General features: G+C 74.9%; 23 protein-coding genes. 17 read left to right on the plus strand and 6 right to left on the minus strand.

Features of this window, described 5'->3' with window-relative positions:
• Positions 1 to 43: 43 nt before the first annotated feature.
• Both ATJ88_RS05795 and sdhC read right to left on the minus strand, forming a co-directional pair.
• Positions 44 to 496: a succinate dehydrogenase hydrophobic membrane anchor subunit gene (locus ATJ88_RS05795; protein ID WP_098463008.1), complete on the minus strand. Its 453-nt coding sequence runs from the start codon at positions 494 to 496 to the stop codon at positions 44 to 46.
• Positions 496 to 879 carry a succinate dehydrogenase, cytochrome b556 subunit gene (gene sdhC, locus ATJ88_RS05800; RefSeq protein ID WP_098465147.1) on the minus strand — a complete coding sequence of 128 codons (384 nt, stop codon included), beginning with the start codon at positions 877 to 879 and terminating at the stop codon, positions 496 to 498. The genes ATJ88_RS05795 and sdhC overlap by 1 nt, the downstream gene beginning before the upstream one ends.
• Before the next feature lie 169 nt (positions 880 to 1,048).
• On the opposite strand from sdhC, the gene ATJ88_RS05805 reads away from it, so the two are divergent.
• The 15 genes from ATJ88_RS05805 (at position 1,049) to ATJ88_RS05875 (ending at position 16,880) form a co-directional block, all read left to right on the plus strand.
• A complete protein-coding gene (locus ATJ88_RS05805; protein ID WP_098463009.1) occupies positions 1,049 to 2,167 on the plus strand; it encodes a mannose-1-phosphate guanylyltransferase in 1,119 nt (372 codons plus the stop codon).
• Entirely contained in the window at positions 2,164 to 3,378 is a 1,215-nt protein-coding gene (locus ATJ88_RS05810; protein ID WP_245852166.1) for an amidohydrolase, read from the plus strand. The genes ATJ88_RS05805 and ATJ88_RS05810 overlap by 4 nt, the downstream gene beginning before the upstream one ends.
• Positions 3,379 to 3,535: 157 nt before the next feature.
• Positions 3,536 to 4,630, plus strand: coding sequence for a BMP family lipoprotein (locus ATJ88_RS05815; RefSeq protein ID WP_098463010.1), 1,095 nt, complete (start codon positions 3,536 to 3,538; stop codon positions 4,628 to 4,630).
• Positions 4,631 to 4,744: 114 nt separating this feature from the next.
• Positions 4,745 to 6,268 (plus strand): ABC transporter ATP-binding protein, encoded by a 1,524-nt coding sequence (locus tag ATJ88_RS05820; protein ID WP_098463011.1) that lies wholly within the window; start codon positions 4,745 to 4,747, stop codon positions 6,266 to 6,268.
• A complete protein-coding gene (locus tag ATJ88_RS05825) occupies positions 6,265 to 7,629 on the plus strand; it encodes an ABC transporter permease (RefSeq protein WP_245852168.1) in 1,365 nt (454 codons plus the stop codon). Before ATJ88_RS05820 ends, ATJ88_RS05825 begins: the two co-directional genes overlap by 4 nt.
• Positions 7,626 to 8,921: an ABC transporter permease gene (locus tag ATJ88_RS05830; RefSeq protein ID WP_098463012.1), complete on the plus strand. Its 1,296-nt coding sequence runs from the start codon at positions 7,626 to 7,628 to the stop codon at positions 8,919 to 8,921. Before ATJ88_RS05825 ends, ATJ88_RS05830 begins: the two co-directional genes overlap by 4 nt.
• Before the next feature lie 2 nt (positions 8,922 to 8,923).
• Positions 8,924 to 9,313, plus strand: a complete 390-nt coding sequence (locus ATJ88_RS05835) for a cytidine deaminase (protein ID WP_098463013.1) — start codon at positions 8,924 to 8,926, stop codon at positions 9,311 to 9,313.
• Positions 9,310 to 10,605 carry a thymidine phosphorylase gene (locus ATJ88_RS05840; protein WP_098463014.1) on the plus strand — a complete coding sequence of 432 codons (1,296 nt, stop codon included), beginning with the start codon at positions 9,310 to 9,312 and terminating at the stop codon, positions 10,603 to 10,605. Before ATJ88_RS05835 ends, ATJ88_RS05840 begins: the two co-directional genes overlap by 4 nt.
• 1 nt (position 10,606) lies before the next feature.
• Complete coding sequence (locus tag ATJ88_RS05845) at positions 10,607 to 11,425, plus strand: hypothetical protein (RefSeq protein WP_098463015.1); 819 nt, start codon at positions 10,607 to 10,609, stop codon at positions 11,423 to 11,425.
• Positions 11,426 to 11,435: 10 nt separating this feature from the next.
• Positions 11,436 to 11,669 carry a hypothetical protein gene (locus ATJ88_RS05850; RefSeq protein WP_098463016.1) on the plus strand — a complete coding sequence of 78 codons (234 nt, stop codon included), beginning with the start codon at positions 11,436 to 11,438 and terminating at the stop codon, positions 11,667 to 11,669.
• 63 nt (positions 11,670 to 11,732) lie between these two features.
• A complete protein-coding gene (locus ATJ88_RS05855; protein WP_098463017.1) occupies positions 11,733 to 12,836 on the plus strand; it encodes an adenosine deaminase in 1,104 nt (367 codons plus the stop codon).
• On the plus strand, positions 12,833 to 13,555 hold the full coding sequence (gene deoC, locus ATJ88_RS05860; RefSeq protein WP_098463018.1) for a deoxyribose-phosphate aldolase: 723 nt from the start codon (positions 12,833 to 12,835) through the stop codon (positions 13,553 to 13,555). The genes ATJ88_RS05855 and deoC overlap by 4 nt, the downstream gene beginning before the upstream one ends.
• 123 nt (positions 13,556 to 13,678) lie before the next feature.
• Positions 13,679 to 14,320, plus strand: coding sequence for an ABC transporter ATP-binding protein (locus ATJ88_RS05865; protein WP_170023539.1), 642 nt, complete (start codon positions 13,679 to 13,681; stop codon positions 14,318 to 14,320).
• Positions 14,317 to 15,957, plus strand: a complete 1,641-nt coding sequence (locus tag ATJ88_RS18045; protein WP_141538620.1) for a hypothetical protein — start codon at positions 14,317 to 14,319, stop codon at positions 15,955 to 15,957. The genes ATJ88_RS05865 and ATJ88_RS18045 overlap by 4 nt, the downstream gene beginning before the upstream one ends.
• A 62-nt stretch (positions 15,958 to 16,019) precedes the next feature.
• Positions 16,020 to 16,880 (plus strand): siderophore-interacting protein, encoded by an 861-nt coding sequence (locus ATJ88_RS05875; protein WP_098463020.1) that lies wholly within the window; start codon positions 16,020 to 16,022, stop codon positions 16,878 to 16,880.
• A gap of 43 nt (positions 16,881 to 16,923) precedes the next feature.
• Here ATJ88_RS05875 and ATJ88_RS05880 read toward each other — a convergent pair whose 3' ends face one another.
• Together ATJ88_RS05880 and ATJ88_RS05885 are read right to left on the minus strand one after the other, a co-directional pair.
• On the minus strand, positions 16,924 to 18,690 hold the full coding sequence (locus tag ATJ88_RS05880) for a phospho-sugar mutase (RefSeq protein WP_098465150.1): 1,767 nt from the start codon (positions 18,688 to 18,690) through the stop codon (positions 16,924 to 16,926).
• A gap of 12 nt (positions 18,691 to 18,702) precedes the next feature.
• On the minus strand, positions 18,703 to 19,554 hold the full coding sequence (locus ATJ88_RS05885) for a purine-nucleoside phosphorylase (RefSeq protein ID WP_098463021.1): 852 nt from the start codon (positions 19,552 to 19,554) through the stop codon (positions 18,703 to 18,705).
• Positions 19,555 to 19,608: 54 nt separating this feature from the next.
• Here ATJ88_RS05885 and ATJ88_RS05890 point away from each other — a divergent pair, with 54 nt between their 5' ends.
• Entirely contained in the window at positions 19,609 to 21,063 is a 1,455-nt protein-coding gene (locus ATJ88_RS05890; RefSeq protein WP_098463022.1) for an NAD(P)H-quinone dehydrogenase, read from the plus strand.
• 87 nt (positions 21,064 to 21,150) lie between these two features.
• Here ATJ88_RS05890 and ATJ88_RS05895 read toward each other — a convergent pair whose 3' ends face one another.
• Together ATJ88_RS05895 and ATJ88_RS05900 are read right to left on the minus strand one after the other, a co-directional pair.
• On the minus strand, positions 21,151 to 23,142 hold the full coding sequence (locus tag ATJ88_RS05895) for an endonuclease/exonuclease/phosphatase family protein (RefSeq protein ID WP_098463023.1): 1,992 nt from the start codon (positions 23,140 to 23,142) through the stop codon (positions 21,151 to 21,153).
• Positions 23,139 to 23,657 (minus strand): NUDIX domain-containing protein, encoded by a 519-nt coding sequence (locus ATJ88_RS05900; RefSeq protein ID WP_245852169.1) that lies wholly within the window; start codon positions 23,655 to 23,657, stop codon positions 23,139 to 23,141. Before ATJ88_RS05900 ends, ATJ88_RS05895 begins: the two co-directional genes overlap by 4 nt.
• Positions 23,658 to 23,747: 90 nt before the next feature.
• Here ATJ88_RS05900 and ATJ88_RS05905 point away from each other — a divergent pair, with 90 nt between their 5' ends.
• Positions 23,748 to 25,115, plus strand: coding sequence for an MFS transporter (locus ATJ88_RS05905; RefSeq protein WP_098463024.1), 1,368 nt, complete (start codon positions 23,748 to 23,750; stop codon positions 25,113 to 25,115).
• The last annotated feature ends 8 nt before the right edge of the window (positions 25,116 to 25,123 follow it).

Consider the following 25,123-nt stretch of genomic DNA (forward strand, 5'->3'; position numbering starts at 1 on the left):
TCCTGCGAGAAGGTGGTGGTGCGGGCTGGGGGGTGCGGGTGGCTCAGGCCGTGCAGAACGACGCGAGCAGCTCGGCGGGGGCGTTCGGCGGGCACGGGTCGAACGTGAAGATGACCAGGGTGCCGAGCACGACGGTGATCGTGAACGCCAGGTAGAGCAGACCCTTCAGCACCCCGCGGGTGAGGTCCTTCTGGGCGTAGTCGTTGATGATCGTGCGCACGCCGTTGGTGCCGTGGATCATCGCGAGCCACAGCATCAGCAGGTCCCAGACCTGCCAGAAGGGGCTCGCCCACTTGCCGGCGACGAACGCGAAGTCGATGGCGTGCACGCCCTCGCCGACCATGAGGTTGACGAAGAGGTGCCCGAAGATGAGGGCGATCAGCACCACGCCGGAGGCGCGCATGAAGACCCACGAGTACAGCTCGTAGTTGCCGCGGGTCGTGCGGCGGCGCGCGTAGGGGGAGCGCGGCGTGGGGACGGTGGTCTGGGTCGTCATCAGTGACCGCCTCCGAAGACGTTGCCGAGGTGGCGGGGGAGGAACCCGGCCATGGTGACCACGAAGAGCCCGACGACGATCCACAGCATGGCCCGGTGGTAGCGCGGTCCCTTGGACCAGAAGTCGACGAGGGCGATGCGCAGGCCGTTGAACGCGTGGAACACGATGGCGGCGACGAGCCCTGCCTCGCCCAGGCCCATGATCGGCGTCTGGTAGGTGCCGATGACCGCGTTGTACGCCTCGGGGGAGACGCGCACCAGCGCGGTGTCCAGCACGTGGACCAGGAGGAAGAAGAAGATGAGCACGCCGGTCACGCGGTGCGCGACCCAGGACCACATGCCTTCTCGGCCGCGGTAGAGCGTGCCTGCGGGGGCTGTCGGCACGGGGGGAGCCTCCATTGGCGGAATCGGTCTGACTGTCGCAAGCCACTGTAGTGACAGCAGGTCGCGATGTGGTCACAGAGTGCCGGAAATCGTCGTCGTCACGGTCTTTGTGTGACTGATCGCACAGCGGTCACGTCACGATCGCACGGAGCGTCACTATGCTCGGTCCATGTCTTCTGCTGCCATCCCGGGATTCCGCGCCGTCATTCCCGCGGGCGGTGCCGGCACCCGGTTGTGGCCGGTGTCGCGCGCCTCCTCGCCGAAGTTCCTGCACGACCTGACGGGGTCGGGGCGCAGCCTCCTGCAGGGCACGGCCGACCGGCTGGTGCCGCTGGCAGGCGAGGAGGGCATCCTCGTGGTGACGGGCGAACGGCACGTCGACGCGGTCCGCGCCCAGCTGCCGGGGGTGGCGGCCGACGACGTGCTGGCGGAGCCGTCGCCGCGGGACTCGATGGCGGCGATCGGGCTGGCGGCGGCGGTGCTGGCGCAGCGGCACGGCGACGTCGTCCTGGGGTCGTTCGCGGCCGACCAGGTGATCACCGGCCAGGCCGAGTTCGAGCGTGCGGTCCGCGAGTCGGTCGAGGCGGCGCGCGCCGGGTTCGTCACGACGATCGGCATCGCGGCGTCGCGTCCGTCGGTGGCGTTCGGCTACGTGCAGGGCGGCGACCCGCTGGACGTCCCGGGGGCGCCGAGCGCGGTGCACGTGCGCGGCTTCACGGAGAAGCCGGACGCGGCGACGGCGCGCTCCTACCTCGCTTCGGGGGACTACCGCTGGAACGCGGGGATCTTCGTCGTGTCGGCCGGGGTGCTGCTGGACCACCTGGCCGAGCTCCGCCCGGCGCTGCACGACGGGCTGCGGCGGATCGCGGCGGCGTGGGACACGCCCGACCGCGCCGCGGTGCTCGCGCAGGTGTGGCCGGGCCTGGAGAAGATCGCGATCGACCACGCCGTGGCGGAGCCGGTCGCGGCGACGGGTGGTGTGGCGATGGTCCCGGGGTCGTTCGGCTGGGACGACGTGGGCGACTTCAACTCGCTGGCGGCGCTGCTGCCCGCGGAGGACGACGCCGGTTCGAAGGTGCTGGGCGAGAGCGCGGACGTGGTGCGCGTGCAGAGCGCCGGGTCGGTGGTGGTCCCGGCGTCGGGCCGCACGGTGACGCTGCTGGGCATCGACGACGTGGTGGTGGTCGACACCCCGGACGCGGTGCTGGTGACGACGCGTGCCCGCGCGCAGCAGGTGCGTCGCATCGTCGACGCGGTCCGTGCGCACGGTCGCGAGGACCTGCTGTGAGCGGCGCGGGGGTGTCGGCCGAGCGGGTCGACCAGGTCGTGGCCGGGCTCGCGGACGAGCTGGTCGCGGTGCGCCGCGACCTGCACGCGCACCCGGAGACGGCACGCCAGGAGTTCCGCACGACGGCGGTGCTGGCGGACCGGCTGGTGGCGGCGGGGCTGGCGCCGCGGCTGCTGGAGGGCACGGGGCTGGTGTGCGACGTCGGGCCCGACGTGCCGGGCCGGGGCCGGGTGGCGCTGCGGGCGGACATCGACGCGCTGCCGGTGGAGGACGCCTGCGGGCTGGAGTTCGCCTCGACGGTGCCGGGCAAGGCGCACGCGTGCGGCCACGACGTGCACGCCTCGGTGGTGCTGGGGGCGGGTCTGGCGCTGGCAAGGCTGGCGAAGGAGGGCGCCGACGTGTCGGCGCGGCTGATCTTCCAGCCGGCGGAGGAGTCGATGCCGGGCGGTGCGCTCGACGTCATCGCGCAGGGCGCGCTGGACGGCGTCGCGCGGATCGGCGCCGTGCACACGGAGCCGAAGCTGGACGTGGGTCGGATCGGGACGCGCATCGGGCCGATCACGTCGGCCTCCGACATGGTGACGGTGACGCTGTCGTCGGGCGGCGGGCACACGTCCCGTCCGCACCTGACGGGCGACGTCGTGTACGCCCTCGGCCAGGTCATCACGCAGGTCCCGGCGGTGCTGGGGCGGCGGCTCGACCCGCGCTCGGGCGTGAACCTCACGTGGGGTTCGGTGCACGCGGGCAACGCGCACAACGCGATCCCGGCGACCGGCACGGCGCGCGGCACGCTGCGCTGCCTGGACGTGCGGGCGTGGGAGAAGGCGGGCCAGGTGCTGCACGACGCGGTGGCGCAGGTCGTGGCGCCCTACGACGTCGAGGTGACGGTGCACCACGTGCGGGGCGTCCCGCCGGTCGACAACGACGCCGAGGTGACGGCGGCGCTGGAGGCGGCCGCGACGGCGACGCTCGGCGAGGAGGGCGTGGTGCTCACCGAGCAGTCGCTCGGGGGCGAGGACTTCGCCTGGTACCTGACGAAGGTGCCCGGTGCGATGGCCCGGCTGGGCACGGCGACGCCGGGCGGTCCGCGCTACGACCTGCACCAGGGCGAGCTCGTCGTGGACGAGCGCGCGATCGGGATCGGGGCACGGTTCCTGGCCCGGTTCGCCCTGGCCGGACCCTTCGCGCAGTCGTCGGACGCCCCGGTGTGACGCGGATCATTCCGGGCATGTTCCCGTTCGATAACGAGTCGGACACGGCGCCTGCGGATTGGCCCGTAGCGGCCGATGGCGTGACTAGGCTGGCCGTCTCTGATCGTGAGACGGGATCCTCCCGGCCTCACGCCCCCTGATCTGACAGGAGCAACTGGTGAAGAGTGCGATCCGTTTCACCGCCCTCGCGGGCGTGGCCGCGCTGACCCTCGCGGCGTGCGGCTCGGCCCCGGAGGAGACCACGGGCGAGTCCGGCGAGTCGGCGGCGCCCGCCAGCGACTTCTCGGCCTGCATCGTCTCCGACCAGGGCGGCTTCGACGACAAGAGCTTCAACCAGCTCAGCTACGAGGGTGCGAAGAAGGCGGCCGATGAGCTCGGCGCCGACTTCAAGGAGGTCCAGTCGACCTCGGACTCCGACTTCAAGCCGAACCTGCAGTCGCTCGTCGACCAGTCCTGCGACACCATCGTGTCGGTCGGCTTCGCCCTGTCGGCCGCGACCGTCGAGTCGGCGACCGCCAACCCGGACACGCACTACATCATCGTCGACGACGCCGCGGACAACGACTTCGACGGCACCACCGACGCCGAGAACATCAAGCCGCTGCTGTACAACACGGCCGAGGCCGCGTTCCTCGCCGGCTACCTGTCGGCCGGCTACTCGGAGGCCGGCAAGGTCGGCACCTTCGGTGGCGCCCCGTACCCGACCGTCACCATCTTCATGGACGGCTTCAAGCAGGGCGTCGAGTACTACAACGAGGTCAACGACAAGAACGTCGAGGTCATCGGCTACGAGGGTGGCGAGGACGGCGCGTTCACCGGCGAGTTCGTCGCGAACGAGACCGCCAAGACCACGGCGAAGAACATCCTGGACCAGGGTGTCGACGTGATCCTCCCGGTCGGCGGCCCGATCTACCAGTCCGCGATCGCCGCGATCGAGGACTCCGGCCGCGACGTCGCGCTCGTGGGCGTGGACGCGGACTTCTACGAGACCGACCCCACCACCCAGCCGTACGTGCTGACCTCCATCCTCAAGAAGATGGACACCTCCACCTACGAGGCCGTCCTGGCCTCGGGCGAGGGCAGCTTCGACGCCACCGCCTACGTCGGCACCCTCGAGAACGAGGGCGTGGGCCTGGCCCCGCTGCACGACTTCGAGTCGAAGGTCGACCCGGCGCTGTGGGAGGAGACCATGGCCCTGCAGGACCAGATCATCTCCGGCGAGGTCGAGGTCACGTCGTACCTGGCCGAGTGATCCTCCCGGTCGCCTGACGACGCCGCGGGGCACGGGGGTCCTCCCCGTGTCCCGCGGCGTCGTCAGGCCTAGGCTGGCCACGACGCAGACCGCGAGGAAGGCGGACGCAACACGATGAGGCTCGAGCTGCGAGGCATCACCAAGCGCTTCGGTGCGCTGGTGGCCAACGACCACATCGACCTGGTGGTCGAACCGGGGGAGATCCACTGCCTCCTCGGGGAGAACGGCGCCGGCAAGTCGACGCTGATGAACGTGCTGTACGGCCTGTACGACGCCGACGAGGGCGAGATCCTCCTCGACGGCGAGGTGCAGTCCTTCGCCGGTCCCGGTGACGCGATGGCGGCGGGCATCGGCATGGTGCACCAGCACTTCATGCTGGTCCCGGTGTTCTCCGTCGCGGAGAACGTCATGCTGGGTCACGAGCGCACGACCGGTCCGGGAGTGCTCGACCTGGGCTCGGCCCGCGAGGCCGTGCGGTCGACCGCCGCCCGGTTCGGGTTCCACGTCGACCCGGACGCGGTCGTCGAGGACCTGCCGGTGGGCGTGCAGCAGCGCGTCGAGATCATCAAGGCGCTCAGCCGCGACGCGCAGGTGCTCGTCTTCGACGAGCCGACGGCCGTGCTCACGCCGCAGGAGACGGACGAGCTGATGGCGATCATGCGTCAGCTCCGCGACGACGGTGCCGCGATCGTCTTCATCACCCACAAGCTGCGCGAGGTCCGCGCGGTGGCGGACCGCATCACGGTGGTCCGGCACGGCAAGGTCGTCGGTGAGGCGTCCCCGACCGCCACGGACGCCGAGCTGGCGTCCCTCATGGTGGGCCGCGCCGTCGAGCTGACGGTGCACAAGGAGGCGCCGCGCCTCACGGACAACGAGCTCGCGGTGCGCGACCTGGTCGTGGCGCTGCCCGACGGCCAGGTGGCCGTCGACGGCGTCAGCTTCACGGTGCGCGGCGGCGAGGTGCTCGCCGTGGCGGGCGTGCAGGGCAACGGTCAGACCGAGCTCACCGAGGCGCTCATCGGGCTGCACGACGACGTCGGCGGGTCGATCCTGCTGGACGGCGCGGAGCTCGTGGGGCGCAGCGTGCGCCAGGTGCTCGACGCCGGCGTCGGGTTCGTGCCCGAGGACCGCAGCACCGACGGCCTGGTCGGCGAGTTCACGGTCGCGGAGAACCTGGTGCTCGACCGCACCGACGGCCCGCCGTTCGTCAAGGCGGGCAGCCTGCAGCTGGGCGCCCGCGACGAGTTCGCCCGCGAGAAGGTCCACGAGTACGACGTCCGCACCACGGGCATCGACCTGCCGGTCGGCCGCCTGTCGGGCGGCAACCAGCAGAAGGTCGTCCTGGCCCGCGAGCTGTCCCGCGACCTGCGGCTGTTCGTGGCCGCCCAGCCGACGCGTGGTGTCGACGTCGGCTCCATCGAGTTCATCCACAAGCAGATCGTCGCGACGCGCGACGCCGGGATCCCGGTGGTCGTCGTCTCGACCGAGCTCGACGAGGCCGTCGCGCTCGCCGACCGGATCATGGTCATGTACCGCGGCAAGGTGGTCGGGGTCGTGCCCGCCGACACGCCCCGCGACGTGCTCGGCCTGATGATGGCCGGTATCGCTCCCGAGTCGACGCAAGGAGAGGCCGCGTGAGCGACACGCCACCGAAGGACGCCGCCGCGCCGGGGGAGAGCCCCCTGGACGAGGCGATCGACCAGGTCGACCCCGCGACCGAGCCGGGGCTCGCCGAGGAGCTCGAGCAGGAGCGCGCCCGGGAGGCCGCGCTCACCGTCGAGGGCTCCGGCGACCGCTGGCGTGACGCGTTCCGCCAGATCGCCTCGGGCGGCTGGGCGGTGTCGCTGGGCGCCGTGCTGCTGGCCGTGATCGCCGGGTCGCTGATGATCATCGTCACCGACGAGTCCGTGCAGGAGGCCGCGACGTACTTCTTCGCCCGGCCGCAGGACACGCTGGCGGCGGTCGGCCAGGCGGTGGGCGGCGCCTACTCGGCGCTGTTCCAGGGTGCGGTCTACAACTTCCGGGCGGACGACTTCGCGTCCGGGATCAGGCCGCTGACGCAGACGTTGACGAACGCGACGCCGCTGGTCGCCGCGGGCCTGGGCGTGGCCGTCGCCTTCAAGGCCGGCCTGTTCAACATCGGTGGTCAGGGCCAGATGCTGATGTCCGCCACCGCGGCCGGCTGGGTCGGCTTCGGGGTGACGGGGCTGCCGTTCCCGATCCACCTGATCGTGGCGCTGGCCGCGGGCCTCCTGGCGGGTGCGCTGTGGGCCGGGATCGCGGGCCTGCTGCGGGCCCGCACCGGTGCGCACGAGGTCATCGTGACGATCATGCTCAACTACGTCGCGTTCTACCTGCTGTCGTACTTCCTGGCGACGCCGGGGCTCATGCAGGCGCCGGGCTCGGCGAACCCGAAGACCCCGGGCATGCAGGAGTCGGCGATCCTCCCGCCGCTGCTCGGCGACCGGTACCCGCTGCACTGGGGTTTCGTCCTCATGCTGGTCGCCGTCGCGATCGTGTGGTGGCTGCTCAACCGGTCCGCCGTCGGGTTCTCCTACAAGGCCGTCGGCGAGAACCCGCGTGCCGCGCGGGTCGCGGGCATCGACGTCTCCCGGGCGACCGTGTCGGTCATGCTGGTCGCCGGTGCGCTCGTGGGTCTCGCGGGCGTGACCCAGGTGCTCGGCACCTCCACCACCGGGTTCAGCTCGGACGTCGACGCCGGCATCGGCTTCGACGCCATCACCGTCGCCCTGCTGGGCAACTCCAACCCGATCGGCGTGCTCGGCGCGGGCATCCTGTTCGGCGGCTTCAAGGCGGGCGGCTCCGCCATGCAGGCCTCCCAGGGCATCCCCATCGAGATCGTCCTGGTCGTCCAGTCGCTCATCGTGCTGTTCATCGCCGCGCCGCCGCTGGTCCGCGCGATCTTCCGGCTCCCGCAGCCCGGCAGCGCCCCGAAGAAGAAGCGGTCCAAGGCCGCCGCGAAGGAGGTGTCGGCATGACCGCCCCCGCCGTCGAGAACACGTCCGCCGCGACGCCGGACGCCCCCCGCCGGGTCAGCACGACCTCCTGGAAGACCGCGATCGTCCTGGGTGTCGTCCTGGCGCTCTACGTGCTGCTCCTGCTCGTGGTGCCGCACGAGGGCGACTCCCGGTTCTCGCTGTCCACCCCCACGGACTTCGTGGTGTTCCCCGTGCTCGTCGTGCCCGCCATGGCCACGGCCTGGGTGTGCGGCGCGGTCGCGGCCGTGATGGTCGTGCTGAGCGTGCTCGCCACGCGGGCGCAGCGCCGCACCCCGCGCTGGGCGGTCGGGGTGTTCGCGGCGCTCCTGCTCGTCGGGTTCCTCGCCTGGGCGGCCGCCGGCAGCCCGCGCGACCTCTCCGTGGTCGGCCTGCTCAGCGGCGCGCTCGTGCTGTCCGTGCCGCTGGTCTACGGCGCCATGACCGGCGTCATCGGCGAGCGCTCGGGCGTCACCAACATCGCGATCGAGTCCAACCTGCTGGCCGGCGCGTTCACCGCGGCCATCGCGGGCTCGCTGACGAACAGCCCGTGGGCCGGCCTGGTCGCGGCGATGCTCGCCTCGGCGCTCGTGTCGCTCGTGCTGGCGGTCTTCACCATCACGTACCGCGTCAACCAGATCATCGTGGGCGTCGTGCTCAACGTGCTGGTCATCGGCCTGACGAGCTTCTTCTACTCGCTCGTGCTGGTGCCGAACACCGAGGCGCTCAACGCCACGACCCGGTTCGCGCGCCTCCCGATCCCGGTGCTGGAGCGGATCCCCGTCATCGGGCCCGTGCTCTTCGACCAGACGATCATCGTGTACCTCATGTTCGTCGTCGTCGCGGCGGTCTGGTTCGCGCTGTTCCGCACGAAGTGGGGTCTGCGCCTGCGCGCCGTGGGCGAGCACCCGCGCGCCGCGGACACCGTCGGCATCGACGTGCTGCGCACCCGCTACCAGGCGCTGCTCATCGCGGGCGCCGTCGGTGGCATCGGCGGCGCATTCTACACCGTGGTCTCCATCAACCAGTTCAACAAGGAGATGACGGCGGGCGCGGGCTTCATCGCCCTGGCCGCGATGATCTTCGGCAAGTGGGACCCGGTCCGCGCGGCGCTGGCCGGCCTGCTGTTCGGGTTCGCGACCAACCTGCAGAACGTGCTGTCGGTCGTCGGCTCGCCGGTGCCCAGCCAGTTCATGCTCATGCTCCCGTACGTGGTGACGCTGTTCGCCGTGGCGGGCCTCGTGGGCCGGTCGCGGCCGCCCGCCGCGCTCGCCGAGCCGTACACCAAGGAGTAGGCGTGAGCGTCGACTGGGAGGCGCTGCGCGCCGCGGCCGTCGAGGTGGCCGGACGCGCGTACGCGCCCTACTCGGGCTACCCGGTGGGGGCCGCCGCGTACGCGGACGACGGCCGCCTGCTGGTCGGCTGCAACGTGGAGAACGCCGCCTACGGCGTCACGCTGTGCGCCGAGTGCTCGCTGGTGTCCGCGCTGGTCACGGGGGGTGGCGGCCGTCTGGTCGCCTTCACCTGCGTGGACTCCGCCGGCACCGTCATCTCCCCGTGCGGTCGCTGCCGCCAGCTCCTGTGGGAGCACGGGGGCCCCGACCTGCTCGTCGAGACGCCCCAGGGGGTCGTGCCCATGACGGCCGTGTTGCCCCAGGCGTTCGGACCGGAGAACCTGAACCGATGAACGAACCGTTCGACGCCGTCGACGTCATCCGCGCCAAGCGCGACCGCACCCACCTGTCCGACGCCCAGATCGACTGGGTGATCGACGCCTACACCCGGGGCGTCGTCGCCGAGGAGCAGATGTCCGCCCTCGCGATGGCGATCCTGCTCAACGGGATGAGCCGGGGCGAGGTCGCCCGCTGGACGCACGCGATGATCGCGTCCGGCGAGCGCATGGACTTCTCCGGGCTGTCGCGCCCGACCGCCGACAAGCACTCCACGGGCGGTGTGGGGGACAAGATCACGCTGCCGCTGGCCCCGCTCGTCGCGGCGTTCGGGGTGGCCGTGCCGCAGCTCTCGGGCCGCGGCCTCGGCCACACCGGCGGCACCCTGGACAAGCTCGAGTCGATCCCCGGCTGGCGGGCCTCGCTGTCGAACGACGAGGTGCTCGCCCAGCTGGAGGACGTCGGTGCGGTGATCTGCGCCGCCGGGTCGGGCCTGGCGCCCGCCGACAAGAAGCTGTACGCGCTGCGCGACGTCACCGGGACGGTCGAGGCGATCCCCCTCATCGCGAGCTCGATCATGAGCAAGAAGATCGCGGAGGGCACGGGCGCGCTGGTGCTCGACGTCAAGGTCGGTTCCGGCGCGTTCATGAAGGACCTCGGGGACGCCCGCGAGCTCGCCCGCACGATGGTCGAGCTCGGCACCGACGCCGGTGTGCGCACGGTCGCCCTCCTCACCGACATGTCGGTTCCCCTGGGCCTCACCGCGGGCAACGCGCTCGAGGTGCGCGAGTCGGTCGAGGTGCTCGCCGGCGGCGGCCCGGCCGACGTCGTGGACCTCACGGTCGCGCTCGCCGTGGAGATGCTGGACGCGGCCGGCCGTCCCCAGGACACGGACGACGTCCGCGCGGCGCTCGGCGACGGGCGGGCGATGGACGTGTGGCGCCGCATGATCGTCGCGCAGGGCGGCGACCCGGACGCGACGCTGCCGGTGGCGCGGCACACCGAGCAGGTGGTCGCGGACCGTGACGGCGTCGTCGGGCACCTCGACGCCTACGCCGTCGGCGTGGCGGCGTGGCGGCTCGGGGCCGGCCGGTCGCGCCGGGAGGACCCGGTGCAGGCCGGGGCGGGCGTGGAGATCCACGCGCGCCCGGGCGACGCGGTGCGGGCCGGACAGCCGATCCTCACCCTCCACACCGACACCCCGGAGCGGTTCGCCCGCGCCGTCGACGCGCTCGACGGCGGCTGGGAGGTCGTGCCGCCCGGGACGCCGGTGCCCACGCACCCGATCGTCATCGACCGGATCCACTGACATGACCACGCTGCGCCTCACCGACCTGGTCGCGGGGGTGCGGCTGTTCTCCGGGTCGTCCGGCGCCCTGCCGGCGACGCCGCCGTCGGCGCCGCCCGACGACGTCGAGCGGGCGCTGCGGGAGCTCGACCCCGCGGTGGCGCGCTGGGTGCGCGACCCGCTCGCGCGTTCCCGGCCGCCGCAGCGCTGGGTGCCGCGCGTGCTCGTGCTGCCGGGCGGCCACGTCGCCCGGCAGACGTCGCCGGTGACCTGCGGCGCGGCGGTCCTGACCATGCTGGCCCTCGCCGGCGACGCCCGCCTGGCCCTGCGCCTCGCCCGGGCGGCGGACCCGACGGCGGCGTTCTCCGCCGCGCAGCAGCGGGTGCACGCCGCGTCCACGCGGGGCCCGGCCGGCCTGTCGTTGTGGCCGCGCGCCCTGGGTACCCCGCCGTGGGGCGCGGCGGCGCAGGCGCGGTTCGGTCCGGTGCGGTACACGCACCGCGTGGTCGGGCGGGACGCCGCGGCCGTGCTCGGTCAGGCGGTGACCGCGGCGGGGCAGGGCCTGCCCGTCCCCCTGTACTCGGGCGGCGACCTGTCGGGCGGTCCCGGGCGGGCGGTGCCCCGGCACGTCGTGCTGCTGGCCGGTGTGCGGGGGAGCGGCGCCGAGGCCGCGGCGACCCTCTACGAACCGTCGTCGGGGACCCTGCACACGCTGCCGGTGGCGGTGCTGCTGGAGGCGCCCGCCGAGCCCCGTGCCCGGGCCGCGCGGACCCGCGCGCTCGGCGGCTGGCCCCACGTGGTGTGGGCCGTCCTGCCGTGCGAGCCCCGTGCGCGCGGGTGACGATGACGCCATGACCACGACGCCGTCCGACGCCTGGCGCGACGCCGGCCTGGAGGAGCCCGACGAGGTGACGAGCCTCGTCGACGAGGCCGAGCGCGACACCACGCCGCCCCGCGGTCCCGACACGGAGGAGTACCGGCCCCGCACCGCGCGGCCGGACCTCGACGGCTCCGCGGACGAGGCGGACGTCGCCGAGCAGGCCAGCGACGTCCCCGACGGGTCGGACGACCCGGACGTGGGGTGAGCCCCGCCACGGCGGCGCCCCGCAGGGCGGCGCAGCCCCGGGCGCGCCGGTAGGTTGGGCCCCATGACGCAAGCCCTCCTGGACGCGATCCCCGACCTGCCGAAGGTCCTCCTGCACGACCACCTCGACGGCGGCCTGCGCCCGCAGACCGTCCTCGAGCTCGCCGCCGCCGTGGGGCACGAGCTGCCCGCCCGGGACGCCGAGGCCCTGGGCGACTGGTTCCAGGCCGCCGCGGACTCCGGCTCCCTGCCGCGGTACCTGGAGACGTTCGACCACACCATCGCGGTCATGCAGACGCCCGAGGCGCTGGCCCGCGTCGCGAAGGAGGCCGTGCTCGACCTGGCCGCGGACGGCGTGGTCTACGCCGAGCAGCGCTGGGCGCCCGAGCAGCACCTCCGGCGCGGCATGACGCTGCCCGAGACCGTGGAGGCCGTGCAGGCGGGCATCGACGCGGGCGTGCGCGAGGCCGCCGCGGCGGGCCGCACCATCCGCGTCGGGCAGCTCGTCACGGCGATGCGTCACGCGGACCGCTGGCAGGAGATCGCCGAGCTCGCCGTCGCGTACCGCGACGCGGGCGTCGTCGGCTTCGACATCGCGGGTGCCGAGGACGGGTTCGCCCCCGACCGGCACGCCGGGGTGTGGAAGTTCCTGGCCGAGCAGAACTTCCCCACGACCATCCACGCCGGCGAGGCCGCGGGCGTGGGGTCCATCGCGCAGGCCGTCCACCTCGGCCAGGCGGACCGCCTCGGGCACGGCGTGCGGCTCATGGAGGACGTGCAGCTCTCGGAGCACGACCGCACCGCCGAGCTCGGGCCGCTCGCGCACTGGGTGCGCGACCACCAGATCGTCCTCGAGGTGTGCCCGGTGTCGAACCTGCAGACCGACGCCGCGCCCGGCGTGACGACGATCGCGGACCACCCGATCACGCGCCTCAAGGAGCTCGACTTCGCGGTCACGCTCAACACGGACAACCGCCTCATGTCGCGCACGTCGATGTCGCACGAGATGCGCCTCCTCGTCGCCGAGGCGGGCTGGACGATCGACGACCTCGCCGACGTCACCCTGACGGCCGCGTGGAGCGCGTTCATGCACCACGACGAGCGTCGCGCCCTCGTGGACGACGTCATCCTGCCCGGGTACCAGAAGATCGAGGGGGCGCTGCGATGAGCGAGGCCCAGGTGCCGACGACGGCCGCGGAGCTCGCGGCGTACGTCGACCACACGCTGCTCAAGCCGGAGGCGACCGCCGCGGACGTCACCGCGCTCGTCGAGGAGGGCGCCGCGCTCGGGGTCTTCTCGGTGTGCGTGTCGCCGACGTTCGTCGCGCACGCCGTCGAGACGGCGGCCGGACGCCTGGCCGTCGCCACGGTGTGCGGCTTCCCGTCGGGCAAGCACGCGAGCGACATCAAGGCGGCCGAGGCGGCCCGCTCCGTGCTCGACGGCGCGGACGAGGTCGACATGGTGATCGACGTCGGCGCGGCCAAGGCCGGCGGCTTCGACCTCGTGCAGGCCGACGTCGCCGCCGTGCGTGCCGCCGTGCCGGCGGACAAGGTCCTCAAGGTCATCATCGAGTCCGCGGCGCTGACCGACGACGAGATCGTCGCGGTCTGCCGCGCGGCCGAGGCCGCGGGCGCCGACTTCGTCAAGACGTCCACCGGGTTCCACCCCACGGGTGGCGCGTCCGTGCACGCCGTCGAGCTGATGGCGGCGACCGTCGGCGGGCGGCTCGGCGTCAAGGCGTCGGGCGGGGTGCGCACCCTGGCCGACGCCCAGGCGATGATCGCCGCCGGCGCGACCCGCCTCGGGCTGTCCGGCACCGCCGCGGTGCTCGCCGGGTTCGCGGGCGCTGCGGCGGCCGCCGACGGTGACGCGGAGGGCGGCTACTGAGCCCGCCACGACCGACCCTCGACGGGGCGGTGCCCGCCGGTGCGGGCGCCGCCCCGTCGGCGTCCCGCGCCCGGGACGCGGACGTGCCCGGCGCACCGCGGACGGGGCGATAGCCTCGACGCCGTGACAGCGCTCGTCGAGGTCTCCGCCGCCAGCCGCACCCACGGCACCGTCGAGGTGCTCGCCCCGACGTCGCTGCGCCTGCACGCCGGGCAGGGCGCCGCCGTCGTCGGCCCCAACGGCGCGGGCAAGTCCACCCTGCTGCGGCTGGTCGCCGGGACCGACACCCCGACCTCCGGACGGGTGGAGGTCCTCGGACTGCCCGCCGCCGAGGCCCGGCGGAGGCGCCGAGCGCAGGTCGCGCGCCTGCTCGGCGCCGCGCCCACCTACCCCGACCTCACCGTCGCCGAGCACCTGCGGCTCGTGCGGGTCGCGTGGGGCGGGCACCACCCCGGGCCGGACGTCGACGACGCCCTCGCGGGCGCCCACCTCGACCGGGTGCGCGACCAGTACCCGGGCGAGCTGTCGTCGGGGGAGTCGCAGCTCTTCGCCCTGGCCCTCACCCTCTACCGGCCGGCCGCGGTCGTGCTCCTCGACGAGCCCGAGCAGCGGCTCGACGCCGCCTGGCGGGACGTCGCACGGCAGCTCGTCCTCGCCGCCCTCGACCAGGGCCGGGCCGTCCTCGCCGCCACCCACGACCCCGGCCTGCGCGACGCTCTCGCCGACCACGGTCCTGTCGTCGAGCTCGCCGCCCCCGCCCGATGAGCGACCTCCCCGACCCCGGCGCAGCCGCCGGCGTGCCGTCCGGTGCCGACCCGGCAGGCTCCGCCGCCCTCGACGCGCTCGACCCGGCGCTGCTCGTGCCCTACGGCCGCTGGCGGCGCTGGGTGCGCGCGCTGCGGGTCCGCGGCGGACGACGGCGCGAGCACGACGCCGGCGGCGACCGGGCCTACCTCGCCTACGGCGCGACCCTCCTCGCCCTGATGTACCTGCCCGTCGGCTGGGTCGCCGTCCAGCAGGCGGGGCTCGCCCTCACCGGGCCGGCGGTCGCCGTCCCCGGGGGCGGCACCGGCGCGGGGGCCGGCACGCTCGTGGCGGTGGGCGCGGCGCTCGTCGCGGCGGCCGCCCTCGGCGCGTCCGCGCTGCCCCGCGTGGGCCTGCCCCTGGCCGTGGCGGAGACGGACGCCCGGTTCGTGCTCACCGGCGTCTGGCGCGCCCGCACCGTGCTGTGGCGCCGCGGCGTCCTGGCCCTCGCGCTCGCGGCCCTGGTCGGCGGACTCGTCGGGTCCGCGCTGGCGGCCGCGTTCGTGGGCGGGCCGCAGGACGGGATCGCCCCGGTCGCGCTGGCCGCGTGGACGCTGTGCGCCGCCGGGTTCTCCCTCGCCCCCGTCGCCGTGGGGGTCGCCGGGCAGGGTTCACGACGGCGGTCCATCGGGCTCGTGGCGGTCGTCGGGCTCGTCGTCGTCGCCGTGGCCGCCGCGCTCGGGGGTGCGGAGCTCGTCGCCGACCCGACGACGGCGCCGGCGTGCGTCGGCGGGCTCCCGGCCGCCTGCGCGTCGTCCGGGCCGCCCGCGCTCGTCGCCGGCGCGGCCGTCCTCGTCGCCGCGACCTCGTCCTGGCTGGTGCTCGCGGTCCTGCCGGAGACCGTCGACCCCGACACCGCCGCCGCCGCGGGCGCGACGGCGCGCACCACGGGCGTCGGCCTCGCGGCGGGGGAGGCCGCCGGGCTCCGGCCCGTCATCGCGCCACCGCGCCGCGGCGTGCCGGGCCGGCTGCCCGGCGTCCTGCTGCCGCACGTCCCTCTCGTCGCGCGCGACGTCCTGGGCCTGTGGCGACGACGGCGGGCCACGGGCACCGCGCTGCTCGTGGGCGCCGCGGGGGCGTTCCTCGTCGCGGCCCACGGCGGCGTGCTGGTCACGGTGGTGGGAGCGCTGCTCCTCTACGGGGCCGCGGCCGCCTGGACCCGAGGGCTCGACGCGACCGCCGCCCATCCCGTGCCGGGCGGTCTGCTGCCCCACCGTCCCGGTCGGCTGCTGACCGAGCACGCCGTGGTCCCGACCGTCGCCGGTGTCGTCGTGGCCGTCGCCGGGCTCGCGACCGCGGCCGGGGTGGGCGCCGCGTCCGCCGCGCCCGCCGTCGCCGTCGTGGCCGTCGCCGTCCTCGGCGCCCGGGTCGGCGTGGCCGGGGCGACCACGGTGCCGCCCGGCCTGTTCACCCCCGTCGCCGGACCGGCGGGTGACGTGTCGCCGCTGGTCGTCGGCGCCTGGTACCTGCGGGGGTGGCTCGTGGTCGCGGCGGTCGCCTGGGCGACCGTGCGGTCCTGGCCGCTGGCGGTCGTGCTGGTCGCGGGCGTCGTCACGTGGGCGGCGGCGGGTGCGGTGCACCGTCTCGCGCGGTCCTGACGGCGGGTGTGACCAGGAGCACCCTGACGGCCGCGCGGCGTCGGAGGTTAGGCTCACCTGCGATGGAGACCTCGACGCAGCCGACCGACCGCCCGGGCCCGTCCCGGCGGGGCACGCCCCACCGCGCGACGGTCACCGCGGTGCGCCGGCTCACCCAGCACACCGTGCGCGTGACCCTCGGCGGGCCGGAGATCGCCGCGCTCGACGCCGGCGTGCACACCGACCGGTACCTCAAGCTCGTCCTCGGGCCGCCGCCGGTCGAGGGCGCCCGGCCCGTGGTCCGCACCTACACGATCCGCGCGGTGCGCGACGGTGAGTGGGACGTCGACCTCGTCGTCCACGGTGACGCCGGGCTCGGCGGCCCCTGGGCCGCTCGTGTGCAGCCGGGGGAGGAGGTCACGTTCCTCGGTCCGGGCGGCGGGTACGCGCCCGACCCCGAGGCGCCCTGGCACCTGCTCGTCGGCGACGACTCCGCCCTGCCCGCCATCGCCGCGGCCGTCGAGTCCCTGCCCGCCGGCGCGCGGGCCGTCGCGTTCGTCGAGGTACCCGGCCCCGGGGACGAGCAGCCCCTCGGGACCGCCGCCGACGTCACCGTCGTGTGGGTGCACCGCGGCACCGCGGACCTGGCGGACGTCGTCGCCGCCGCGCACGCCGCCGGCGACCTCCCCGCCGGCGTCCCGCACGCGTTCCTGCACGGCGAGGCCGGGTGCGTGCGCACCCTGCGGCGCTGGGCGCGCGCCGAGCTCGGCGTCGGCACGGACCGGCTCTCGGCGTCGGGCTACTGGCGGCTCGGGCACGACGACGAGGCGTGGCGCGCCGCGAAGCGCGACTGGAACGCCGCCGTCGAGCAGGACGACGCCACCCTCCGACCCTCCGGTGGCAGCGACGAGCGTGCTGGCTTCGTACCTCATCCCACAGGATGAGGTACGAAGCCAGCACGCTCGTTCGTGCGGCAGGGGTGGGACGTCAGAGGCCCAGCGCCGCCGACAGCTCCTTCTTCAGGCCCGCCAGCCGCTCCCGGGCCGCGACGCGGGCGTGCCCCACGTCCAGGGCGGAGGCGTCCACCGCCACGGGGGTGACGACCTCCAGGTAGCACTTCACCTTGGGCTCGGTCCCGGACGGGCGCACGATGACGCGGGTGTGGTCCTCGGCGAGCAGCAGCATGCCGTCGGTGGGCGGCAGGCCGTCGTACCCGGCGGACAGGTCCACCACGGTGTGCACGGGCGACCCGCCGAGCGTCGCCGGGGGAGCGGAGCGCAGCCGCGCCATGGTCTCCGGGATCTGGTCGAGGTCGTCGAACCGGGCGGAGAGCTGGTCGGTGACGTACAGCCCGTGGGCGCGCGCCACGTCGTCGAGGGCGTCCACGAGGGTGTGGCCCTCCGCCTTGAGGCGGGCGGCGAGGCCGGCCACGACGACGGCGGCGCTGATGCCGTCCTTGTCCCGAACGGTGGCCGGGTCCACGCAGTACCCGAGGGCCTCCTCGTAGCCGAACACCAGCTGCGGCGTGCGGGAGATCCACTTGAAGCCCGTCAGGGTGGTGACGTGCCCGACGCCCGCGTCGGCCGCGATCCGGCCGAGCGCCCGCGACGACACGACCGAGCTCGCGACGGTCGCCCCGGGGCGGGCGACCGCACCGGCCACCGCCTCCGCGCCGAGCAGCATCCCGACCTCGTCGCCGTGCAGCATGCGCCACCCGCTGGAGCGGGCCGTCTCGACGCCCAGGTGCGTACCGAGCGTCACGTCGCGCACCGCGACGGCGCAGCGGTCGGCGTCCGGGTCGTTGGCGATGACGAGGTCCGCGCCCCAGTCCTGCGCCACCCCGAGGGCGAGGTCGATCGCCCCCGTCTCCTCGGGGTTGGGGAACGCCACCGACGGGAAGTCGGGGTCGGGGGCGACCTGCTCCTCCACCGGGGTGACGTGCGTGAACCCGGCGTCGGCCAGGGCTCGCGCCAGCACGCGGCCACCGACGCCGTGCAGCGACGTCGTCACGACGCGCAGCGCGGCGGCGGCCTCACCCGCGGCCGTGCGCAGCGGCACCAGGGACGCGAGGTAGGCCTCCACGACGTCCGTGCCGAGCACCGTCCAGCCGCCCTCGGCGCGCGGCACCTCGTCGGCGGGCCCGACCGCCGCGATCCGCTCCGCGATCCCGGCGTCGTGCGGCGGCACGATCTGCGCACCTTGCCCGGCGCCCGGCTCGACCCGCCCGCCGAGGTACACCTTGTAGCCGTTGTCCGCGGCCGGGTTGTGGCTCGCGGTCACCATGACCCCGGCGTCGGCCTCGAACCGCCGGACCGCGAACGCCAGCACCGGGGTGGGCAGCGGGGCGGGCAGGAGCAGCACCTCCGCGCCGGCCGCGGCGAGGACCGCCGCCGTGTCGTGCGCGAAGTCCGCCGAGCGGTGCCGGGCGTCGTAGCCCACCACGACCCGCGGGCCCGAGCCGGGCCCGAGCGTCGCCGCGAGGTACGCGCCCAGGCCCGCCGCCGCCCGGGTCACCACGGCGCGGTTCATCCGGTTCGGCCCGGCCGCCATCGCGCCGCGCAGGCCCGCCGTGCCGAACTGCAGGGTGCCGTCGAACCGGTCGCGCAGCTCGGCCAGCGCCCGCGGGTGACGCTCGCCGTCGTCGGCGCTCGCCCGCGCCACGAGCCGCGTCAGCTCGTCGGCGTCACGGTCGTCGACGTCGTGCCTGATCCAGGTCTCGACGCGCGCCAGCAGGGACTCCAGGGACTCGGGCATCGTGCCTCCCACTCAGATCGCCCGGACGATCCGGGCCAGCAGATCGCTGATGCGCGGACCGGCGGCCTGACCCGCCTCGAGCACCTCGGCGTGGGACAGCGGCTCGGGGCTGATCCCCGCCGCGAGGTTCGTCACCAGCGAGATCCCCAGCACCTCCATGCCGCAGTGCCGGGCCGCGATGGCCTCCAGCGTCGTCGACATCCCCACCAGGTCGGCGCCCATGATCCCCGCCATCCGCACCTCGGCCGGGGTCTCGTAGTGCGGGCCGGGGAACTGCGCGTACACGCCCTCCGGCAGCTCCGGGTCGACCGACCGGGCCACGTCCCGCAGCCGCGGCGAGTACAGGTCCGTCAGGTCGACGAACGTCGCGCCCTCCAGCGGGGAGCGCGCCGTGAGGTTGAGGTGGTCCTTCAGCAGCACCGGCTGTCCGGGACGCCAGGAGATGTGGAGTCCGCCACAGCCGTTCGTCAGCACGACGGCGCTGCAGCCCGTCGCGGCGGCCGTGCGCACGCCGTGCGCCACCCGGCGCACACCCTTGCCCTCGTAGAGGTGGGTGCGGCTGCCGATGACCAGCGCGTGGCGCGTGGAGCCGTCGGGCCGCTCGACCCGGATCGACCGCGTCGTCGCGACGTGACCGTCCACCGACGGGCGCGAGAAGCCCGGGATCTCGTGGGTCGGGATCTCGGCGACGACCTCGCCCACGAGCTCGGCGGCGCCGCCCCAGCCGGAACCGAGGACGAGGGCCACGTCGTGACCGGACACCCCGGTGGCGGTGGCGATGTGGTCCGCGGCGGCGCGGGCGACGTCGAACGGGTCCGTCGTCGGGTCGTCGAGATCAGCGGTCGTGGGGGCGTCGGTGCTCATGGGCCGAGCGTATATCCGCCCGCACCGACCCGCCGGGCCTGCCACAATGGGCGCGTGCCTGAGCAGAACGCAGCCCTCGCCGGTCCCAACCAGAGCGTCGTCGTCCTCGGTGGTGGCCCCGGCGGCTACGAGGCCGCGCTGGTGGCGCGCCGTGCCGGCGCCGCCGTGACGGTGGTCGAGCGTGCCGGTCTGGGCGGCGCGGCCGTCCTCACCGACGTCGTCCCGTCGAAGACCCTCATCGCGACCGCGGAGTGGCTCACCATCGCCGAGTCCGCGCCCGAGCTCGGCATCCGCACGGGCGCCGCCCCGGTGTCCCCGACGGACGGCCAGCAGGCCCGCCGCGCGCTCGTCGACCTGGAGGCCGTCAACACGCGCGTGCTCGCGCTCGCGGCCGCGCAGTCGGCCGACGTCCGGGGGCGGCTGGAGCGCGAGGGCGTCGTCGTCGTCGACGGGTCGGGACGCCTCGACGGTCCGGGCCGCGTGGTCGCGACGCCGTCCGACGGAGGCCCGGAGGTCTCGTTCGACGCCGACATCGTGCTGGTCGCCACCGGGGCGACGCCGCGCACGCTCGCCACGGCGGAGCCGGACGGCGAGCGCATCCTCACCTGGACCCAGCTCTACGACCTCGACGAGCTGCCGGAGCGGCTGATCGTCGTCGGGTCGGGTGTCACCGGCGCCGAGTTCGCGGGCGCCTACCTGGCGCTCGGCTCCGACGTCGTGCTCGTCTCCTCGCGCGACCGCGTGCTCCCCGGCGAGGACGAGGACGCCGCCGAGCTGCTCGAGGGCGTGTTCCGGTCCCGCGGGATGACGGTCATGTCCCGCTCGCGCGCCGCGGCCGCGGAGCGCACCGCCGACGGCGTGGTCGTCACCCTCACCGACGGCCGGACCGTCGAGGGGTCCCACGTCCTCATCGCGGTCGGCGGCGTGCCCAACACCGCGGGCATCGGCCTGGAGGAGGCGGGCGTCCGTCTCACGGAGTCCGGGCACATCGCCGTCGACAAGGTGTCCCGCACGTCCGTGCGCGGCGTGTACGCCGCCGGTGACTGCACCGGCGTGCTGCCGCTCGCCTCGGTCGCGGCCACGCAGGGTCGCGTCGCGATGGCGCACGCCCTCGGCGACGCCGTCGTGCCGCTGCACCTGGGCAACGTCGCCGCGAACATCTTCACCGCGCCCGAGATCGCGACCGTCGGCTACTCCGAGCAGGGCCTGCGTACGCAGGGCTCCCGCTACGTCACCACCACGCTGCCGCTGGCCCGCAACCCGCGCGCCAAGATGCACGGCGTGCACGACGGGTTCGTCAAGCTGTTCGCCCACCCGGAGGCGGGGGTCGTGCTCGGCGGCGTCGTCGTCGGGCCGCGCGCCAGCGAGCTGATCTTCCCCGTGACCCTCGCCGTGTCCCACCGCCTCACCGTCGACGACGTCGCCGAGGCGTTCACCGTCTACCCGTCCCTGACGGGCACCATCGGCGAGGCCGCGCGCGTCCTGCACGGCCAGCTCACCCCGCGCTGACCTCCTCCCGCGCCGCGTCGGCCCGTCACGTCACCGTGGCGGGCCGTCGTGCGTGCGAGGGTCGGGTCGTGGGGGCGTGCGGCGCCGTCAGGGCAGGTCGAGCGTGACGAGCAGCGGCCGGTGGTCGGAGTCCACGACGTCGATCACCTCGGACGACGTCGCCGGGACGTCGGGGCCCGAGAACACCCAGTCGACGCGGTAGCGGGGCACGACGGCCGGGGACGTGAGCGCGGCGGGGTCGCCGACGGCGTCCTGCGCGCTGACCAGACCCTCGTCGGTGATCGCGGCGATCTCGGCCCAGCCCGGCTCGGCGTTGAGGTCGCCCGCCAGCACGTACGGTCCGTCGACGGGCTCCGCGGCGAAGATCGCGTCGAGCTGCGCGAGCCGGGTCGCGTGGTTCTCCTCGCGGTGCTGCAGGTGCGTGGTGACGAGCCGGAACGGCACGGCCCGCGGGGCGGCGTGCACGGTGACGGTCGCCGCGAGGGCGGAGCGGCGCTGCGGTCCGGCGCCGTACGGCAGCTCGACGACGGCGACGTCCGTGACGTCCGCGCGGTCCGGGTCCCACAGCAGCGCGTTGCCGAACTGCCGGTCCGCCGCGGGCGCCCAGGCGAGCTCCCGGCCGGTCGCGCGCGCCAGCGCCGACGCCATGTCGCCGCCGCCGCCCAGCACCCAGCCGCGCGAGACCTCCTGGAGCACGACGACCTCGGGGTCGGCCGAGGCGATGACGTCGACCATCTCGTCCAGGCGCACCGACGGGTCCGCGCTGACGCCGTAGTGCACGTTCCAGGACAGCACCCGGACCGCTCCGGCGTCCACGTCCGGGTCGTCCCCGGCCGTGCCCGGGAGGGCCACCACGACCGTCCCCGCGACGGCGACCGCCGCGACCGCACCGCACAGTACCGCGCCGCCGGGGGCCGGGACGGTGACCCCTCGACGTGCCTGCACCACCGCGGGCAGCGCCACGGCGAGGGCCGCCACGACCGGGGCGAGGCCGTTCGGGAACGGCAGGGGCACGTCGTAGTCGAGCTGGTAGACCAGCAGCGGCAGCGCGGTGCCGAGCCCGACCGCCGCGGCGGTGCCCGTCAGCCATGCCGTGCCGTGGACCCGCGCCGGCTGCGACCACAGCGGTGCCACGGCGCGGGCCCCGGCGGCGGGCAGCGCCGTCGCGACGGCCAGCAGCAGCCACGCCGCGACCGGGCCGGGCGGGGCGGCGAGGAACAGCACCCACACGCCGAGGACCAGGACGACGGCCGCGGCGAGGGGGCCGGCCAGCGGCCGCAGGAGGGACAGGGCGGCGCCGGTGGCGAGGGTCGCGACGGCCAGCGCGGCGCCGGCGACGGGGAGCGGGAGGTTCGCGTCGGAGGCGACGAACGCGGGATTGGCGAACACCTGCACGCCGAGGGCCACGTAGGGGCCCAGCACCCACAGGCTGCGCGTGCAGGGTCCGGCGGGGCGGCCGCGCAGCAGCCAGGCCGTGGCGAGCGTCCCGGCGGACAGCACGCCGACGACGACCCACGCCGCCGCGTCGGCGCGCCAGACGGCGTCCCAGGTGCCGAGCAGCAGGTGGACGGCCGCCGACCCGAGCAGTCCGTACGTGACACCGCGGGCGACGAGCGAGCCGCGGGCCGCGGGGGTGTCGGTCCCGGGCTCGGACGGCGGCTGGTCGCGCGCCGTCGGCTCGTCCGCGGGGGCCGAGACGAACGCGGCCACGACGACCAGCACGCCGAGCCCGAGCGCGACCGTCGCCAGCCCGAGCCAGGCCCGGGCCTCGCCCGCACCGGGGGCGAGGTCGACGGCCGCGACCTGCGCGCCGAGCACCTGCAGGGCGACCCGTGCCGCGACCAGCAGCGCCACCGCGAGCAGCACCACCCGGCCGGAGACCCGCCGTCCGACCGTCAGCGCCGCCACCACGACCGCGGGGGCGACGTAGGTGACGAGCGCGACCGTGGCGGCCGTCGTCACCCCCTGGGCGAACGCGCGGTCCAGCAGCGGGCCGCTCGCCCGCACGAGCTCCGCGACGAGGCCCGTGACGAGCGCGAGCAGGAACAGCTCGGAGCGTGCGCGCGACGCCGGGTTCACGCCGCCGAGGCTACCGCGAGCAGGTGCGGCAGGGCGTCCGCGAAGCCGGGGTGCAGGGGCAGCGCGGGGATCCGGTCCACCGGCACCCAGCGCACCTCGATGCTCTCGGAGTCGGTGGCCGCCGGCACCACGTCCGCGTCCGGCGCGACCTCCGCCACGACGGTCGTGTACGACCAGGGTCCGTGGTCGAGCAGGTGCTCGCCCAGCACCCGCACGGTGGCCGGGTCGACGCCGGCCTCCTCCGCCGCCTCCCGCAGGGCGCCCGCCTCGGGGGACTCGTGCGGCGCCACCGCGCCGCCCGGGACGCCCCACGTGCCGCCCTCGTGGGACCACGCCGCGCGGTGCTGCAGCACCACGTCGGTCACCCGCGGCACGCCGTCCGCGTCGAGCGCGCGCCGCACGAGGAACAGCCCGGCCGCGCCGTGCAGACCCCAGTGGCGGTGGTCGCCGCACTCCACCCAACCGTCACCGGGGTGCCGGTGGATCGCGTCCCGCGGCGGAATTGGACTTGGCACCCGGTCAGGCTACCGGCGAGAGTAGGCGCACCGTCGGCCGCGCCCACCCGGCGCGCCCCGACGGCCGCCCGACCAGGACGAGGAAGAACCATGACCGGACCCGCCCCCGCCGACCCGACGCCCGCCGCCGGGCACGACGGACCCGCCGCACCCGCCGACGGCGCCACGCACCCCGGCTGGGTGCGGAACGTCGCCGTGTTCCTCACCGGGCAGACCGTGTCCCTGCTGGGCTCGATGCTCGTCCAGTACGCCGTCATGTGGCACCTGACCATCACCACGCAGTCCGGGTCCGTGCTCATGCTGAGCATCGTGTTCGGCATGCTGCCGCAGGCGTTCGTCTCGATCTTCGGCGGCGTGTGGGCCGACCGGCACCACCGCAAGCTGCTCATCATCGGCGCGGACTCCGCCATCGCGGTGGCGACGCTCGCCCTGGCGCTCCTCATGGTGTCCGGCATCGACGACCTGTGGATCATCTACGCGGCGCTCGCAGTGCGGTCCACGTTCGCCGGGATCCAGACCCCGGCGGTGAGCGCGATGATCCCGCAGATCGTGCCCACCGCCCAGCTCGTCCGGATCAACGGCGTCAACCAGACCATCCAGTCCGGCATGATGCTGCTCGCGCCCGTCGTCGCGGCCGCGATCTACGCCAACTTCGACATCGTGGCCGTGTTCTTCATCGACGTCGTCACCGCGCTCGTCGGCGTCGGGCTGCTCCTCGCCGTGCGCGTGCCGCGGCTCGTGCGGTCGGACGCCGCGGCCCCGCCGAGCTACTTCGGCGACCTCGCCGCAGGCGTGCGGTACATCCGCTCCCACGGGCCCGTGAAGTGGCTCATGACGGTGTTCGCCGTGACCATGGTGCTCGTCGGCGCGCCCTCCTACCTGACCCCCCTCATGGTGGCCCGCACGTTCGGGCCCGAGGTCTGGAAGCTCACCGCCAACGAGATCTTCTGGGCCGTGGGCATGCTGCTCGGCGGCATCGCCATGGCCGTCGTCGGACCGCGGGTGACGAACCGGATGGGTCTGATCGTCGGCGTCGTGCTGGGGGCGGGCGTCTTCACCGCCGGGCTCGGGCTCGCCACCGACATGTGGGTGTTCTTCGTGCTCGGCCTGCTCGTCGGCACGTCGTTCACCCTCATGTCCGCGCCCGCGATGGCGATCCTCCAGGAGACCGTCGAGCCCGAGATGCAGGGCCGCGTCTTCGGGTTCGTCGGCATCGTCATGACCGTCGCGATGCCGCTCAGCATGGTCGCGTTCGGGCCGCTCGCCGACCGGTACGCCGTCGAGACCCTGCTCGTCGTCGCCGGAGCCCTGCTCACCGCGTTCGTGCTCGTCGTCCTCGCGATCCCGACGGCACGACGGTCCCTCGCCGCGGTCTCCCGGCCGGTCGCCGCACCGGACGCCACGACCGACGACGCCGACGCGTCGGCCGCCGAGGTCGCCCCGTCCACCCGGAACTGACCCGCCCG

It is taken from the genome of Isoptericola jiangsuensis (assembly GCF_002563715.1).
Lineage (GTDB): Bacteria > Actinomycetota > Actinomycetes > Actinomycetales > Cellulomonadaceae > Isoptericola > Isoptericola jiangsuensis.